Here is a 14,729-nt window from a genome sequence, read left to right as displayed (position 1 = left end):
CCACTACTCCATGCCGGCCATTGGACCTCTAGCGCTTTCGTGCTCCTGCAGGACGCGCTCCAGGCAGGCTCCGTAAGCCTCGGGCCTCTCCAGCAGCGCGTGATGGGCCGCTCCGGGGATGCTCTCCAGCCGATGCTGGGCCAGGTGTTGGCAACTCTCCATCGAACGAGGGGGTGACCTGGGGGGTAGGCAGCCAGTAGGTGGTGGTCGAGGCGTCGTTCTGCAGACGTGCCAGGGCGAACCACTTGGCCACCATCGCTTTCACCATCTCGCGGGAGCAGGCTATCTGAAGAGCTAGCAGCGCGGTGTTGCCCAGCCCAAAGGCGACAGCGAGCAGCACGAACCGGCAGAAACATGGAGTTCAAATCAGGAAGTATTTCTGACTCAGCCACTCTTACCCATCATCCGCTGCAACCATTTCGGTGAATTCGCCTGTGGTTTGTTGCTCTAAGCAGGGACCCCTGAAAAACAAATCGCCCGTCAGCTCGACTCCGGCCCAAGGCAAGGGAGGTAGGCAGCTCGAAAACTTGGATATGCACCGGCTCGCGATTCGGCTGTCTCAAGGCAGCAGATGTTCCTGAGTGCCTCCCAGAGCCAGCCAGGACACTCCCATGCACAAAACCAGGCAGAGATAGCGACAAAAAAGAGGCGGAGGAGCCTCAGGATCTTCTCAGCGCACATCACCAGGAACGCCATAGAGATCGAGGTCTCTGCACCCTTGGGCAGACGAGCCATGATCAGCCGAAGTGAATACTTCCGCTTCCCTGACCCAAAGACTCCCTCAACCTCGTTGCGCCTTCGCTGATCAGCGCTGAGCTGCTGCTTGTGCGCAGCGGTGACCGCGGGATCCTTTGGCGGCCTTCCCAATAGCTTGCCGGAGAGACGTATGTTATTCCTTGTGCAGAAGTTTCGATTCTTGGTGTTGATGTAGATGCGATCGGCGCAGATACGCTCGGGGTAGCAGCCGTGCTCTTGTTTATATTTCTTAGCCTGTGGGATCAGGTCTTCAGACTCATTGTACGGATCCCAACTGATCCTGTGCAGGAAGGCAAATCCATTCCGCACTGAGACACTGATCTTGGCTCCAAACTCAACAGCCGCTCTTGCCTTGCCGCGAACAATGGGGCGAACCTGTCGCTGAACCAGGTTGACGATGCGGTCGGGGATGCTGCGCGTCTTGGCGACCAGCAGGATCGTCTGTTGTCGCTGCAGCTCGCTGATCACGAGAAGCTTGCGCCACCAATGGGGCTTCAAGCCAGAAAGTCTTGCCCCAGAAGCGATCAGGGCGTCAATGGCATCAAGACTTCGCTGCAGATAGTCGAGCTGGCGGCGTATTGCGGCATTTATCTTCCGACGGCGTGGCTTCTTCTGTTTGGCGACTTTGAGGAAAGCAGCACGTGCTCTACCACGATCATATCTGGGCTTGTGTTTGCGAAGTGTTGAGCGCTGGCTGCACAGATCATCAATGATCCGCTCGGTTGACTCCCTCGCCTCGTTGAGCAACTTCAAGTCAGTCGGATAGGTGATGTCGGCTGGCGTGCAAGAAGCATCGATGCTGAGCGTTCCCCAGTTCTTGTCCTGTGGCCAATCTGCAGGCTTCACGAGGTCGTCAAGTGAAATCTGTTTATCTGTACCAGCATCTGGATCATCAGATTCGTCGTTATCTGGGAATGAGGCCACAGCCTCCATCACCATGGCTTTTCCCCGTTCGGCAATGAGTTCATTAATCCGATTGAGCTCTTGCTCTGAGAAGCGCTTACGAAAATGAACCATCATTGATGGGTCAAATGGTGTCTTACTGGAATAGCCACCAAATCCAAGGAAAAACTGCATGTAAGCGTTTTCTCGGATCTGCTCAACCGTCTCCTCGTCGCTCAGGCCAAGCCTCTGCTTGATGAACAATGCACCAAACGCCAGGCGTACAGGCTTTGCTGGGGCGCCAGTGGTGGGATTGAACTGAGGGGCATATGTTTCTTCCAACTCCTCCCATGGCATTAAGGAGGAGAAGATCACCCAGCGGTTGTCCGCATCCAACGTGCCACCAAAAGGCACATGAAAATCCTCGATTGAGAGCTGGCCGTTATGGAGTTTCCGGTACATCTGCGGTGCTCAGCAGTTGTAGCAATCGTCGATTGCCCTGATCAAGGCCAGTTTATCGGGTTTTAATCGCTGAAACAAGCTGCGCTGCAGTCGATCTGGGTTTTTCAGGAGTCCCTAAGCAGGAGGTCAAGCACCCCGCCAACACCAATGTTGCCGCCAATCATCAAGAATCACGTATTTATATCTGGACTAGGGTGTCAAAGCTCTCTGTCTTGTCGGGCTTGGCCCGTGGCCCTGTGATTCCTCCCCAGAAGCAAATGACCGGCATGCTCGGCCACCCGGTGGCGGAGAACCCGATCGATCGGATGTTTGACACGGTGTATGCCTACTACGGGCTGCCGTGGCAATTCTGGAAGAACGACATCGCCAGCGAGGCTGATCTGGCCCTGCACGATGCCGTTGACGATGACGTGGCGGCGATCGGCGCTGCCAACTACCTCACGATCGAGCAGGGCCGTCTGATCGGACACAACAACGATGGCAAAGGAGTGGTGAAGGCGATTGAGAAGGTGACGCCGCTGGCAAGCCAGCGGGTGGTAAAGCTTGGAGCCGGTGGTGCCGGCGGTGTGGCAACCGTGGCAGGGGGAAGTGGCGCTGCCCCAGGGCACCACCCTGCTGATGAATGCCACACATCTGGGCTGTGTTCCTGAGCTGGAACCTGTGCCCGTGACCTGGAGCAAGGTGGATCCGGCCTGCGTAGTGGTGGATGGGGTGGAGATGCTGGTGCAGTTGGCGATGCAGATGTTCCAGCGCTGGACCGGCGTGACTCCTGAGGAAGAGGTGTTCCAGCGGGCCGTGGCTGAAGCGCTGGGGGAATAAGTAGTGAGGCTCTTGGTTCTCATCCAGACAGCCATGGGCAGATGCATCACGGTCACCTCCAACCCGGATCAAACGCAGCTACAGAGCCTGGGGGGGACCAGTTGGCCCATCTGGGGCTGTGAGGTGAGCACCTTGACTTGGACCTACGACGAACAGGAAATCTGCCTGGTGCTGGAGGGCGATGTCACCGTCACCCCCGATGGTGGAGAGCCGGTGGTGGAGAGCCGGTGCGGTTTGGGGCCAGTGATCTGGTGGTATTTGACATCGGGCTGAGCTGTACTTGGGAGGCGCATACCCCTGTGCGCAAGCACTACCACTTTGGTTGAGGGGATTGGCAAAGTGGAACCGATGCTGAATCATCTCCGGCCCAGCCCCCGCTAGAGCACCGAGGCAATGGTGCGAAAGCCCCGCAGGGGCTCAAAAGCAGAAGGGCAAGAACTGGGTGCGACAGGCGGCGTAGCCATCCACCAAGGAGCCGAGGCCGATCTGGTGGGCGATGCCAAAGCCGGTCAGGCCTTCCACCACGATGCCAATCAAGATGCCAAGCATGGCGGCACGGCCGTTACAAAGTTCAGCTCGCTTGAGCTGCTCAATGAGGGTCAGCTGTTCGGCGCTCTTATTGAGCATTTTTTCGTTGGCGGGGGTGTTGGTCATGGGGATCTCCTGGGTCGTGTGAATCAAAGCGGAATCGCGATGGCGTCAGTCGGCGATATTTGGCTGGAGTAGCAGGGCACTGATCAGCCAGACACCAAACAGCAGCAGGGTCAGGGTGGTGTAGAAATCGTTGCCAATGGCGATCAACCGAGCCCGATCTGGGAAAGGATGCCCTGGCCGGTGAGCAGCTCGGTGCCCAGGCCGATCACAAAGCCGAGCATGGCCAGGCGGCCGTTCCAGGTTTCGGCGAAGGCGACAAAGCCAAAGCGGGAAGAGGAGTCAGTCACAGATGTTTCAGATTGTTACGCATATTGTAACGGCACGTGAAGGGTTAGGCCATAGCGGTTTCCCGCCTGGGGCACTGGTCTGTTTCATCACGATCATCGGCATCCCTGGCCGTTGAGTGTCTGAGGCCTCCGCCGGCAGGGTCGTGGAGAGCAGGAACCCCAGCGCGGACAGCGGTGGAGTGGTGCCAACGGCCCTGCTCTGCGGTGAACTGACCAGCTGCGACCAGCTCAGGTGTGTATCACAGGCCTAATCTCTACACATCGCCCCTAGGGCAGGCATGCGCACCAACATCGTCATCGACGACGCCCTGATGAAGCAGGCGATGCAGGCCAGCGGTGCCCGAAGCAAGCGGGAAGCCGTGGAGTTAGGGCTGCGCACCCTGGTCAAGCTGCAGCAGCAGAGAGAAATTTGCGCTTTCCGCGGGCGCCTGGCCTGGGAAGGGGATCAGGAGGCCCAACGCCTGGATGGGGAGCCTGAAGCCAAGCAGCCGTGATCGTTGTTGATTCCTTGGATTGGATCGATTTTTTCAATGGGGTCAGCACCCCCGAGGTGGATCGACTGGATGCGCTGCTCGGGGTGACGCCGCTAGCGATCGGCGACCTCATCTTGGTGGAGGTGCTGCAGGGCTTCCGGCAGGACCAGGATGTAGCAACAGCACGGCAACTCTTCCGTTCCCTAGCTGTGCTGCCGGGGCATCACGGTGCGCAAGACGGTCGACGGGATCATCGCCACCGCCTGCAACTGCTGCGCAGAAGCCTTCGGCTACTTGTGCCACGAGTCAAACGTTCACCATGAACACTGACGCAACTACACCAGGGATGGGAGTGTGGCCTCCCGGAGCCGGCCTGCAGGGGCAGGCTCCAAACCACCCCATGCTGCTGCGTTCAAAAGGCGCGGTGGGTGAGCGATGGGGAAAAGGCGGACGTGATCCGTCAGGTGAGTGATGGAAAGATGAGCGCAAGCGAATCGCCGCTGACGCAACCGCTGCGCGGAAGCCCAAGGGCTACGAAAAGGCTTTCAGTCGCTGTCAAAACGGGTGGAGGTAGCCGACACCCGGAACAGTGTGGACGTCACCTGCTTACGGTCCACATGGCAGCCGGTGTACCGCTTCGCGCAAGCCTTCGGCTACAGGCGACATGAGTCCATCACAGGCCTCGGTGTGGAACGTGGGAACCTGCCATGGGGTGTAAAGGGAAAGTCTCAAGTGGCCACAACCACGAGGGCGAATACCAAGACCCATGGCAGGGGCGGAGCAGCTCGTAGTAGTGATGAAGGGGCTGTAATGGCCCTGGAGCGAAGGGGCTGCGTCATTCGGTTCGAACACTCTCCACAACTGCCCCCGGCAGGAGGACGGAGGTGAGTTCGGACAAGTCGCTACCGATCACCAAAGCGATGGTCTGGAAGGCCTATCAGCTTGTGAAGCGGAACGGGAAGGCGGCTGGTGTGGATGGCCAGAGTCTCGATGACTTTGCCCAAGACCTGGAGAATAATCTCTATAAGCTCTGGAACCGGATGGCATCTGGGAGTTACTTCCCGCCAGCGGTTCGGCGTGTGGAGATTCCCAAGTCTGGAGGCGGTTCAAGGCCTCTGGGCATTCCCACGGTGGCTGATCGCGTTGCTCAGATGGTGGTCAAGCAGGTGCTGGAGCCCCAGTTGGAGCCGATCTTTGATCAGGGCTCCTATGGCTACAGACCGGGAAAGTCGGCCCACCAGGCCGTGGAGAGCTGCCGTAAGCGCTGCTGGAAGTATGACTGGGTAGTGGATCTCGATATCAAGGGGTTTTTCGACTCGATCGATCATGACCTCCTGATGCGGGCCCTCCGGTTTCATACCTCCGAGCGCTGGGTGCTGCTGTATCTGCGGCGATGGTTGGAGGCACCGGTGGAATTGCCGGATGGGTCTCTCCAGGAACGGACCAGTGGCACGCCCCAGGGTGGTGTCATCAGTCCATTGCTTGCCAATCTGTATCTGCATTATGCGTTTGACTCCTGGATGCGTGGAGTTTTCCGCACATCCCGTTTGAGCGCTATGCAGACGATGTGATCTGCCACTGCCACAGCCTCTCCGAGTGCGAACGGCTCATGGCGGCCTTGCAGGAGCGATTCGCATCCTGCGGGCTCACGCTGCATCCGCAGAAGACCCAGGTGGTCTATTGCAAGGACAGCAGCCGTCGTGGACAGTTTCCTCGGATTCAGTTCACGTTTCTGGGCTATTGCTTCCGGCCGCGTATGGCCATGAACCGGCATGGGGGGATCTTTACGAGCTTCCTGCCGGCGGTGAGTCCGCAGGCGCTGAAGCGCATGCGGGACAGGATCCGGCAGATTGATCTGCGTCGACAGACCTATCTGCCGTTGGAGGAGCTTGCCAGACGACTGAATCCGATCCTGCGGGGCTGGATCCAGTACTACGGCAGGTTCTATCCAACGGAGCTGAGGGCCAAGTTGTTCAGCTACCTAAATCAGGAGCTGAGCGCCTGGCTGCGGCAGAAGCACCAACGACTGCGGCGTAAGCATCGCCGCAGTCGTGAGCTCCTGACGCGGATTGCCCAACAGCGCCCTGGCCTGTTTGCCCATTGGCACGGTGAGCGGGCAGTGGCTGGATGACAGGAGCCGTATGACGCGAGAGTGTCACGTACGGATCTGTGGGGGCCTCGGGGGGAAGTTCCCCGGGGCTACCCGGCGAGGCCAACCTGCCGCTGCTATTCAGTGATCGCGATTTCATGCCCTACGTGGAGCACCTGGGCCTGGTGGCGGCATGAGTAGCTGCTCGCAGCATCACTCCATCTGATCAGGCAGCTCATCCAGCACTGGTGCAGAGCGCCGGGCCGTCAGATAGATCCACTCCCCCGCAGTAGTATCTCGGCCGGGATGGGCGTTTTTGAGCAATAGACGGGCAGCAGCACGGAGAGGCTGAGGTTCTGCTCGCGGAACTGCTGGGGAGTCAATCCGGCATCTCGGGCAATAGCCCCCATGGTGATGGCGTTGATCGGATCATGACGCGGGATCAGCAGCCGGCTTTCCCCATTGCTCAAAATCAAGTGGCCGGACTCCCGCACAATGCGGTAGCCCAGCTTCTGGAACACCCGAATCGCATCCTTTTGGCTGATGCCGGCAAGCGAGGCATTCAGATCGCCAGCTCAAGCGTCTCCACCTGCTTGATACCGGCTTCTTCTGCCTCCACCTCAAGCCAAAGACCGATGGCCTCACGGATGCTGGTAAGAGCTTCTTCCCTGGTCTCGCCCTGGGAGTGGCAGCCAGGTAGATCCAGGCAACTCACTGACCAGCCCTCCTCTGTCTCTAGTAAACGGATCCTGTACGACACCGCCGGTTCCTCGTTGTTCTTTGAACCTAGCCACATCCAGCCTCAGCGCTGCATCAACCAGCGCAGCATCAAAGTCTGGCTCGCTGAGCGACTGGAGCATCGCGCTGAACCAAACCTGGGCACAGCCACTGTCCACTGATGGGCCTCATCACCTATGGCCGATCGGATCTGCCAGCGACAGCACCACCGGCACTGGTTCGAGACGTTTCTGGTGTCGCACCGATAGGTGCGCTCGGCAAATCAGCACCAGCTGGAGATGGCCAAAGAGCTGCTTTGCAGCCAACTCCATGCTGTGGGGTAACTACCGGTAAAGAATCGGCCAGGATGGGGGCATGAGCGGTCAAAGCGCACTCGGCTGGGCTGGCTGCACCGCGGTGGAGCAAGATCCACGGCGCGTCAACGGCGCCTGGGTGTTCCTCGGCACCAGGGTGTCGGTGGCGGCTCTGTTCGAAAACCTGGAAGACGGGATCTCAGTGACGGACTTTGTTGAGCTCTTTCCTGGGGTGACGCAGGAGCAAGCCCGCTTAGTGCTGGAGCATGCCGCCCGAAGTACGACTGCGGCCGTGGCCTGAGTGCGGATCCTGTTTGACCAGGGAAAACAGGTTCCCCTACGGCGCTCACTTAATAACCACCTCGTGGCTACGGCCTACGAGCTGGGCTCGTCCACCGTCACAAAAGGGGAGCTGATCCGTCTTGCGGAGCAGGAGGGCTATGGGCTGCCGATCACTGCCGACACCAACCTCTGCTATCAGCAAAAGGGGAAGGAGGCAAAGCTCGCCAACCGTGCCAGTACAGGCGTAGGCACACGAGTTGTCTATGGGCATCCCTCTCCCCCGACCCGCAGCCGCAAGGTCTGCATGACCTGCCACTGGTTTAGGCACGACGCCGGGGTGAACTGCATCCCGGTGCTCACCAGCCGCTGCCAGGGCTGGAGCGATGACCTGGTGCGCAGGACGGCTGGGCTGGGCAGCTGATCGCGGCTGCCGCCCTCTTGCCGGGCCAAAGCCGACAGTCCTGACCAGGATCAGACAAAGCGCGATCCCGCTGTGCTGGAGCCCACCAACCTGCTGCTGCTGGCCTGCGCGCTGATCTACGGCCTGATCGGTGAACCGCAGGAGGCGGCGATTCTGCTGGTGTTCGTGGCGGGCATCAGCCTGCTGGATGCCTGGCAGCAGCGCCGCAGCCGCCGCGCCCTGGCGGAACTGGCGCGTCTCTCCGCCCCACTGGCTCATGTGCGCCGCGATGGGGTGGAGCTGGTGCTCCCTCCCGAGCAGCTAAGTCCTGGGGATCAGCTGCGGCTAGGAGGGTGACCGGGTGGCCGCCGATGCGCAGCTGCTAGAGGGGGTGGGCCTGTGGCTGGATGAATCGCTGCTCACGGGGGAATCGCTGCCGGTGGCCCGCGAGCAGCCAGGCGACCTGCTGCGGGCCGGCTCGCTGGTGGCCAGCGGTCGGGGCTGGGCGACGGTGGTGGCGGTGGGGGAGGCCACCGAACTCGGCCAGATCGGCCGCAGCTTGGCCGAGGTGGAGCCGCCCCCGACACGTCTCCAGCGCCACACCCGCCGGCTCACGGCCCGGCTCACCCTGCTGGCCCTGGCCCTATGCGCGGCGCTGGCCTTGGTGCAGGGGGCCCTCAGCGGCGACTGGAGCACGGCGCTGCTGGCGGCCCTGGCCCTGGCGCTGGCGGTGCTGCCCAATGAGATCCCGGTGGTGCTAGCCCTGTTTCTGGCGCTCGGTGCCCTGCGCCTGGCCCGCATCGGCGTGCTGGCGCGCTGGCCGGCGGCCGTCGAGAGTCTGGGCAGTGCCACGGTGCTGGCCGTCGACAAGACCGGCACACTCACTGAGAACCGCATGGCGGTGGCCCAGCTGCTCACCTGGCCAACAGGTGAGCGCTGGCGCCGCGGTGAACCGCTCGAGGAGCCCTGGCATGGGGTGCTGGAGCTAGCGGTGCTGGCCAGCCGCCACGATCCGGTGGATGCGATGGAGCTCGCCATCCAGCGCCTAGCGGATCAGGAGCTCGGCCGCAGCGAACACCTCCATCCCGATTGGCCCCTGGCGCGGGAATACCCGTTGCAGAGCGATCTGCTCGTCTACTCCCAGCTGTGGCACGACGGCGCCGGTCAGCCCCATCTGGCGGCCAAGGGGGCTCCGGAGGCCATCGCCCAGCTCTGCCACCTGGAACCAGGAGCCAGTGATGCCTTGCTCGCTGCGGTGGCTGAGCTGGCAGGCCAGGGGTTGCGGGTGCTGGCGGTCGCCCGCGGCCTCGATGGTGCTCCCCTGCACCCCCACCTCAACGGTTCTGGGATGGGGCCGCAGGCCGGTAGCCCGCCCGCGAATGTGCACGACTACATGTTTGAGCCTGCTGGGCTGATCGCCTTGGCCGATCCCTTGCGTTCAGAGGTTCCAGTCGCCATCGCCCGGGCCCATGGGGCCGGGGTACGGGTAGTGATGATCACTGGCGATGGGCCGCAGACCGCCAGGGCGATCGCCGATCAGGCCGGACTGCCTCCGGGGCCGGTGCTGAGCGGCGCCGATCTGGAGGCTCTTAGCCCCCGGGAGCTGGCCCGCCAGGTGGCGCAGGTGAGCGTGTTCGCGCGGGTGCTGCCGCAGCAGAAGCTGTCGCTGGTGCAGGCGTTGCAGGCGGGCGGTGAGGTGGTGGCGATGGGCGGCGACGGCGTCAATGACGCCCCGGCCCTCAAGGCCGCCGACATCGGCGTGGCGATGGGCAAGCGTGGCACCGCCGTGGCGCGCGAGTCGGCCGATCTGGTGCTGCTCCAGGACGACTTCAGCAGCCTGGTGGAGGCGCTGGCCCTGGGCCGCCGCATCGATGCCAACCTGCACCGCGCCCTGGGCTACACGTTGGCGATTCACCTGCCGATCGCCGCCATCAGCCTGTTGCCGCTTCTGGTTCCCGGTCAACCGCTGCTGCTGTTGCCGCTGCACATTGCCCTGCTGCACCTGGTGATTGATCCGGCCTGCACCGTGGTGTTCGAGGCACTGCCCGCCCGAGCCGGCCTGATGCAGCAGCCCCCGCGGTCGCCCGAGGCGCCCTTATTCGGTGCCGCCACCTGGCGACGGGCCTTATGGCAGGGGGGCGTCTTTGCCCTGCTGGCCCTGATCCTGGCCTGCTGGCCGGGCCTTGAAACGGTGGAGCGGCGCAGCCTGGTGTTCGCCATGCTCCTGCTCGGCGGCGGCGTGCTGGTGTGGCTCAACGGGGAACCCCGCAATCGCCTCACCCAACTGGGGGGCGCCATCGGTCTGGGGCTGTGGCTGCTGCTGCAGGCCATCCCAGGTCTACCGTCCCTGCTACTGCTGATGCCCCTGGGCCACCAGGCGACAGCGGTGCTGCTGGTGGTGGTGCTCGTCCTGGCGCTGCTGGCTGTGGCCAGCGAGCGACAGACCCTGTGGCGCAACTCAGAAGCGTGAGCCCGACCCAATGCAGCATTGCGATGCGGAAAACGCTGGAAGCGGGCGATCACATCCCGGTGCCTGCGAGCGAAATCAACGGTGCGGGGATCGGTGAACTGGTCAAATAGCGGCAGCGCCTCGTCCTGCACCGCCAGGTTTTCCGAGTGCATCAGCGGCATCAACCAAAACTGCCGCCGCGCCTGCTCAGGGCCAGCGCCTGGGGTTCGCCAGCGAAGGCCCTGGCGCTGTAGCGCCAGAAATGCCGCGGGAATTGATCCAGCAGCAGCACAAGCGCCAGGGCAAGGCACGGCTCAGCACTCCAGGAGTCGAGTTCACCGGCGATCGCTCGTCGGATCAGGCTGAGAAAGCGTTGCTGTACTAGGTCGTCAAAGGCCGGGTCCTTGGCGAACCACTGGTGCGGCGGGGTTTCGACAAACCAGAACTCGACAACCTCGCTGGCCTTTTCCCGCGGAGCATCCATCAGAGCAGTGCCCGCACACTGGCCACCTTGTCTTCCAGGGTCTGTTCCTTGTCAGTGCGGGTACTTACTTCCAAGTTGGTGTAAACGCGGGGGCAGCGAACACCGGCTGCCACTCCCCCTCGATCGGCACCACACACAGATCCACGATCACCCTCATGGTCAGACCCGGCACATTGCACCCATCGTGGAGGCACCTGCAAAGGAGCTGCCGTGTCTGTTTTTCCGCTGCTGGTGATTGTTCATGCCCTGGCCGCCACGGTGTGGACCGGTGGGCATTTGGTGCTGGATCTGGGGGTGCTGCCCAGGGCCTTGCGAGCACAGAGCGCGGCACAAGTCCGCGCTTTCGAGGAGGTCTTCGAGCCGCGGGACATCACGGCCCTGGCCATTCAGGTGCTTACCGGTCTGTGGATGGGCTGGATCTATCTCCCCGGCTTCCAGGGGCTGTTCAGCCCGGCTAACCCGATTGGGATGTTGGTGGGCGTCAAGCTGTTGCTGCTGGCTGGCACCGCCGCCCTAGCCCTGCACGCCCGGTTGCGGCTGATCCCCAACCTCACCGACGCCAACCTGAGCGGCCTGGCTTGGCACATCCGCAGCATCACCGCCCTGGCGATTGCCTTCGTGGTGGTGGGGGGCCTGATCCGGCTGAGCGGGCTGCTCTGAACAGGCGAGCATGGAGAGGGGAGCTCCTATTGGGATTGGGGTGTTGGTCCTGCCATCTCTGCAGGGCATCGGCCCTCCCCAACCCTCAGTTGATCGGCTTGCTCTCCTTCACCCCACCCATCAGCTGTTCAACAACCAGCTTCAGCAGCAACGAAACAAGACCAACTCCCCCCAGGATTAGGGCAGCGCCGTAGGCCAGTTCGGTGTCGTATTGCTTGCAGGCGTCTTCAATAAAAAGCGGCAGGGTTTGGGTTTGGCCGGCGATGTTGCCGCTAACTACGGCTACGGCGCCGAATTCACCGAGCGCACGGGCGGTAGTGAGGATTATGCCATAAACCACGGCCCAGCGCACCGAGGGCAGGGTGACTTTCCGAAACACTTGCCAGTCGCTGGCACCAAGGGTGCGGGCAGCTTCCTCCTGATCCCAGCCCTCCTCCTCCAGCAACGGAATCACTTCGCGGGCCATGAAGGGGAAGGTGACGATGACCGTTGCCAATGCCATGCCTGGCCAGGAAAAGATGATCTGCCAGCCGAGGCTGCTCACAATTCCTCCCAATAAGCCATTGGTTGGGCTGTAGAGCAGGACCAGCATCAAGCCCACCACCACGGGCGAGATCGAGAAGGGCAGGTCGATCACGCTCAACAGCAGCGCTTTGCCCGGAAACTGACGCCTGGCAATGGCGGTGGCAGCCGCTAGACCAAAGATGGTATTAGCCGGCACTGCAATCAAAGTGCAGCGCAGGGTTAGCAGCACGGCCAAGCGCAACTCCTCCGATTGAAAGTTCTCAATAAAAGGCTTCAGCCCCTTAGCAAGAGCTCCTGACACTACCCCTAAGGCTGTCAGCACAATAATCACACCCACATATAGGCAAGCGATCAGGGGAATCAGCACAGCCGCCGATGGGCGCGGCACGGCTTTTGAGAAGGAGCGCAGCAACGAACGCATGGATATTTGCGAAAAGAAGAGGAGTGGTGTTGATGTGGCGCAGTTAATTCAGCTCAAGCTAAATTCAGGCGCCCTTAGCCGGATTGGCTTCCCAGTTGCGTCCCCACACCTGCAGCCCGTTGATTACCAAAAGGCTCAGTAGTGAAAACATCAGCATCACCATGCCGATAACTGTGGCGGAAGCGAAGTCGTATTCCTCTGACTTCTGGATGATCAAAGTGGGGGTAATCAGGTCGCGGAACGGCACGTTGGAGGAGATCATCACCACCGAGCCGTATTCGCCTACGGCCCGGCTGTAGCCCTGGGCTACGCCCGCCAAGATCGCCGGCATCAACTGGGGCAGCACCACCTTGGTCAAGGTCTGACGCGGAGTGGCACCGAGGCACCAGGCGGCTTCTTCCTGATCGTGCTCTAACGCCTCGAGCACAGGCTCCACGCTGCGAACCACAAAGGGCAGAGAGATAAACACCATGGCGATGGCGACCCCCAGCCAGGTAAATGAAACTTTGATGCCGAACAGGGCCTGAAGCGGTGCACCCAGCCAGCCGTTGGTGCTGTAGATCGCGGCCAGGGCTAGGCCCGCCACCGCCGTGGGCAGGGCAAAGGGCAGATCGATCAGCGAATCCAGCCGCCGCCGCCCGGGAAAGGAGCAGCGCACTAGCGCCCAAGCGATCACGAGGCCAAACACACCATTGAGCAAAGCGGCCACAAACGCCAATCCGAAGCTGATTCGGTAAGTGGCCAGAGCTTCAGGGCTGGTGATCAGCTGCCAGAACTGAACCGGGCCCACCGCAGTGGCTTTGAGAGCCAGAGCGCCCAGCGGCAGAAACAGCACCAAGGCCAGATACAACCAGGTGATCCGCCAGGACCAGCTCAGCTGCAGCCAGCTAGGCCAGGTGAATCCCCGGCGTCGGGCCGAGAGCGCAGGAGCCATGGAGGAATAACCGGAAGTTGGCGGACCGTATCACCGTTTGGCGATTTATTCAACGGTTTGCCGGTGGGGAAATAGATGTTTGCTGTAGCGTTGCTGCCATCGTTCCGCTTGCTCCCCTGACATGGGCATCCGAGTTGCTGGTGTTTGCAAGGAATTCGGCTCCTTCCGGGCGATCGACAACGTCAGCCTTGATGTCGAAACCGGCTCCCTGGTGGCCCTGCTCGGACCATCCGGTTCCGGCAAAAGCACCCTGCTGCGGCTGATCGCTGGCCTGGAGGAGGCTGACGCCGGGCGGGTATGGATCACCGGCGAGGAGGCCACCACTCGCTCGGTGCAGGAGCGGCAGGTGGGCTTTGTGTTCCAGCACTTCGCCCTGTTCAAGCACCGCACCGTGCGCCATAACGTCGGCTTTGGTCTGGAGCTGCGCGGCTGGAAGCACGAGGCGATCCGCCGGCGGGTCGATGAGCTGCTGGAGCTGGTGCAGCTGCAGGGCTTTGGCAACCGCTACCCCTCCCAGCTCTCCGGCGGCCAGCGCCAGCGGGTGGCCCTGGCTGTGCAGCCTCGGGTGCTGCTGCTCGATGAGCCCTTCAGTGCCCTCGACGCCAAGGTGCGCAAGGAACTGCGGGCCTGTGTCCCGCAATCTCCACGACGAGATGCATGTCACCACCGTGATCGTCACCCACGACCAGGAAGAAGCCATGGAGGTGGCCGACAAGATCGTGGTGATGAACCAGGGGCGCGTTGAGCAGATCGGCACCCCCGCCGAGATCTACGACCAACCGGCCAGTCCGTTTGTGATGAGTTTCGTGGGGGCGGTGAATGTGCTGCCTTCCCATGTGGCCCTAGCGCCCCATCGGGAGCAGCCGGGCGATCTGTTCATCCGGCCCCACGACCTGGAGATACATCGCCAGCCCCAAGAGGGCAGCGTGCCGGCGGTGCTGCACCGCCTCACCCATCTGGGCCGTGACATCCAGGCCGAACTCACCCTTGCCAGCGGTGAGGTGGTGGTGGCCCAGCTGCCCCGCGAGCGGATTGATTACCACGAGCTCCAGGCCGGCGATGCCCTGCACATCACCAGCCGCGATTCCCGCACGTTTGTGCCGGACTTTGTGATCTGAAGC

Annotated in this window: 22 protein-coding genes and 2 pseudogenes; 14 read left to right on the top strand and 10 right to left on the bottom strand. The window is 61.9% G+C overall.

The features are described 5' to 3' along the window. Window positions 1-3 precede the first annotated feature (3 nt). Together H8F27_RS15465 and H8F27_RS15460 are read right to left on the bottom strand one after the other, a co-directional pair. Complete coding sequence (locus tag H8F27_RS15465; RefSeq protein WP_197149266.1) at window positions 4-162, bottom strand: hypothetical protein; 159 nt, start codon at window positions 160-162, stop codon at window positions 4-6. Between the two features lie 318 nt (window positions 163-480). Next, window positions 481-2,100, bottom strand: a complete 1,620-nt coding sequence (locus H8F27_RS15460; RefSeq protein ID WP_197149264.1) for an IS5 family transposase — start codon at window positions 2,098-2,100, stop codon at window positions 481-483. Window positions 2,101-2,357: 257 nt separating this feature from the next. On the opposite strand from H8F27_RS15460, the gene H8F27_RS15455 reads away from it, so the two are divergent. The 4 genes from H8F27_RS15455 to H8F27_RS18360 all read left to right on the top strand — a co-directional run bounded on the left by H8F27_RS15455 (window position 2,358) and on the right by H8F27_RS18360 (window position 3,245). Continuing rightward, window positions 2,358-2,750, top strand: a complete 393-nt coding sequence (locus H8F27_RS15455; RefSeq protein WP_197149263.1) for a hypothetical protein — start codon at window positions 2,358-2,360, stop codon at window positions 2,748-2,750. Window positions 2,751-2,766: 16 nt separating this feature from the next. Next, a complete protein-coding gene (locus tag H8F27_RS15450; protein WP_197149261.1) occupies window positions 2,767-2,919 on the top strand; it encodes a hypothetical protein in 153 nt (50 codons plus the stop codon). A 123-nt stretch (window positions 2,920-3,042) separates the two neighbouring features. Next, complete coding sequence (locus H8F27_RS18365; RefSeq protein ID WP_370594435.1) at window positions 3,043-3,192, top strand: cupin domain-containing protein; 150 nt, start codon at window positions 3,043-3,045, stop codon at window positions 3,190-3,192. Then, a complete protein-coding gene (locus tag H8F27_RS18360) occupies window positions 3,147-3,245 on the top strand; it encodes a cupin domain-containing protein (RefSeq protein ID WP_370594434.1) in 99 nt (32 codons plus the stop codon). Before H8F27_RS18365 ends, H8F27_RS18360 begins: the two co-directional genes overlap by 46 nt. A gap of 91 nt (window positions 3,246-3,336) precedes the next feature. On the opposite strand, the gene H8F27_RS15440 is transcribed toward H8F27_RS18360, so the two are convergent. After that, window positions 3,337-3,573: a chlorophyll a/b-binding protein gene (locus H8F27_RS15440; protein ID WP_197149259.1), complete on the bottom strand. Its 237-nt coding sequence runs from the start codon at window positions 3,571-3,573 to the stop codon at window positions 3,337-3,339. Window positions 3,574-3,716: 143 nt separating this feature from the next. Beyond that, complete coding sequence (locus H8F27_RS15435; RefSeq protein ID WP_197149257.1) at window positions 3,717-3,860, bottom strand: chlorophyll a/b-binding protein; 144 nt, start codon at window positions 3,858-3,860, stop codon at window positions 3,717-3,719. A 278-nt stretch (window positions 3,861-4,138) separates the two neighbouring features. Here H8F27_RS15435 and H8F27_RS15430 point away from each other — a divergent pair, with 278 nt between their 5' ends. The 4 genes from H8F27_RS15430 (at window position 4,139) to H8F27_RS18075 (ending at window position 6,464) form a co-directional block, all read left to right on the top strand. Then, window positions 4,139-4,354: a type II toxin-antitoxin system VapB family antitoxin gene (locus tag H8F27_RS15430; RefSeq protein WP_197149255.1), complete on the top strand. Its 216-nt coding sequence runs from the start codon at window positions 4,139-4,141 to the stop codon at window positions 4,352-4,354. Next, window positions 4,351-4,656 (top strand): hypothetical protein, encoded by a 306-nt coding sequence (locus tag H8F27_RS15425; protein ID WP_231596349.1) that lies wholly within the window; start codon window positions 4,351-4,353, stop codon window positions 4,654-4,656. Before H8F27_RS15430 ends, H8F27_RS15425 begins: the two co-directional genes overlap by 4 nt. A 561-nt stretch (window positions 4,657-5,217) precedes the next feature. Beyond that, window positions 5,218-5,904 (top strand): group II intron reverse transcriptase/maturase, encoded by a 687-nt coding sequence (gene ltrA, locus H8F27_RS17775; RefSeq protein ID WP_255517707.1) that lies wholly within the window; start codon window positions 5,218-5,220, stop codon window positions 5,902-5,904. Beyond that, the gene (locus H8F27_RS18075; RefSeq protein ID WP_255517706.1) at window positions 5,901-6,464 is read left to right on the top strand and encodes a group II intron maturase-specific domain-containing protein; all 564 of its coding nucleotides are present in this window, start codon (window positions 5,901-5,903) and stop codon (window positions 6,462-6,464) included. The genes ltrA and H8F27_RS18075 overlap by 4 nt, the downstream gene beginning before the upstream one ends. Window positions 6,465-6,688: 224 nt before the next feature. Here H8F27_RS18075 and H8F27_RS15410 read toward each other — a convergent pair whose 3' ends face one another. Both H8F27_RS15410 and H8F27_RS15405 read right to left on the bottom strand, forming a co-directional pair. Continuing rightward, window positions 6,689-6,943, bottom strand: coding sequence for a type II toxin-antitoxin system HicA family toxin (locus H8F27_RS15410; protein ID WP_231596348.1), 255 nt, complete (start codon window positions 6,941-6,943; stop codon window positions 6,689-6,691). A 41-nt stretch (window positions 6,944-6,984) separates the two neighbouring features. After that, on the bottom strand, window positions 6,985-7,218 hold the full coding sequence (locus H8F27_RS15405) for a type II toxin-antitoxin system HicB family antitoxin (RefSeq protein ID WP_231596347.1): 234 nt from the start codon (window positions 7,216-7,218) through the stop codon (window positions 6,985-6,987). A gap of 296 nt (window positions 7,219-7,514) precedes the next feature. On the opposite strand from H8F27_RS15405, the gene H8F27_RS15395 reads away from it, so the two are divergent. The 4 genes from H8F27_RS15395 (at window position 7,515) to H8F27_RS15385 (ending at window position 10,605) form a co-directional block, all read left to right on the top strand. Further along, on the top strand, window positions 7,515-7,754 hold the full coding sequence (locus H8F27_RS15395; RefSeq protein ID WP_197149253.1) for a DUF433 domain-containing protein: 240 nt from the start codon (window positions 7,515-7,517) through the stop codon (window positions 7,752-7,754). Then, a complete protein-coding gene (locus tag H8F27_RS15390; RefSeq protein ID WP_197153677.1) occupies window positions 7,755-8,156 on the top strand; it encodes a hypothetical protein in 402 nt (133 codons plus the stop codon). A gap of 72 nt (window positions 8,157-8,228) precedes the next feature. Continuing rightward, window positions 8,229-8,492 (top strand): hypothetical protein, encoded by a 264-nt coding sequence (locus H8F27_RS17765; RefSeq protein ID WP_231596346.1) that lies wholly within the window; start codon window positions 8,229-8,231, stop codon window positions 8,490-8,492. Window positions 8,493-8,496: 4 nt separating this feature from the next. Continuing rightward, entirely contained in the window at window positions 8,497-10,605 is a 2,109-nt protein-coding gene (locus tag H8F27_RS15385; protein ID WP_231596345.1) for an HAD-IC family P-type ATPase, read from the top strand. A 47-nt stretch (window positions 10,606-10,652) separates the two neighbouring features. Here H8F27_RS15385 and H8F27_RS15380 read toward each other — a convergent pair. Beyond that, window positions 10,653-11,068, bottom strand: a pseudogene (locus H8F27_RS15380) (DUF924 family protein); the annotation flags it as partial. Continuing rightward, window positions 11,068-11,181, bottom strand: coding sequence for a thiamine-binding protein (locus H8F27_RS15375; protein WP_370594432.1), 114 nt, complete (start codon window positions 11,179-11,181; stop codon window positions 11,068-11,070). The gene H8F27_RS15375 and the pseudogene H8F27_RS15380, both read right to left, overlap by 1 nt. Window positions 11,182-11,278: 97 nt before the next feature. Between H8F27_RS15375 and H8F27_RS15370 the strand changes: the two genes are divergently transcribed. Next, complete coding sequence (locus tag H8F27_RS15370) at window positions 11,279-11,728, top strand: CopD family protein (RefSeq protein WP_197149252.1); 450 nt, start codon at window positions 11,279-11,281, stop codon at window positions 11,726-11,728. 85 nt (window positions 11,729-11,813) lie between these two features. On the opposite strand, the gene H8F27_RS15365 is transcribed toward H8F27_RS15370, so the two are convergent. Together H8F27_RS15365 and cysT are read right to left on the bottom strand one after the other, a co-directional pair. Then, window positions 11,814-12,674, bottom strand: a complete 861-nt coding sequence (locus tag H8F27_RS15365; protein ID WP_197149251.1) for a sulfate ABC transporter permease — start codon at window positions 12,672-12,674, stop codon at window positions 11,814-11,816. Window positions 12,675-12,738: 64 nt separating this feature from the next. Beyond that, window positions 12,739-13,608 (bottom strand): sulfate ABC transporter permease subunit CysT, encoded by an 870-nt coding sequence (cysT, locus tag H8F27_RS15360; protein ID WP_197149250.1) that lies wholly within the window; start codon window positions 13,606-13,608, stop codon window positions 12,739-12,741. Window positions 13,609-13,729: 121 nt separating this feature from the next. Between cysT and H8F27_RS15355 the strand changes: the two are divergent. Next, a pseudogene (locus H8F27_RS15355) lies at window positions 13,730-14,726 on the top strand (sulfate/molybdate ABC transporter ATP-binding protein). Window positions 14,727-14,729: the final 3 nt, after the last annotated feature.

This window comes from Synechococcus sp. CBW1108 (genome assembly GCF_015840335.1).
Lineage (GTDB): Bacteria > Cyanobacteriota > Cyanobacteriia > PCC-6307 > Cyanobiaceae > Cyanobium_A.
Note: the sequence above shows the minus strand (reverse complement) of the source record. Positions and strands in the feature narration are given on the sequence as shown.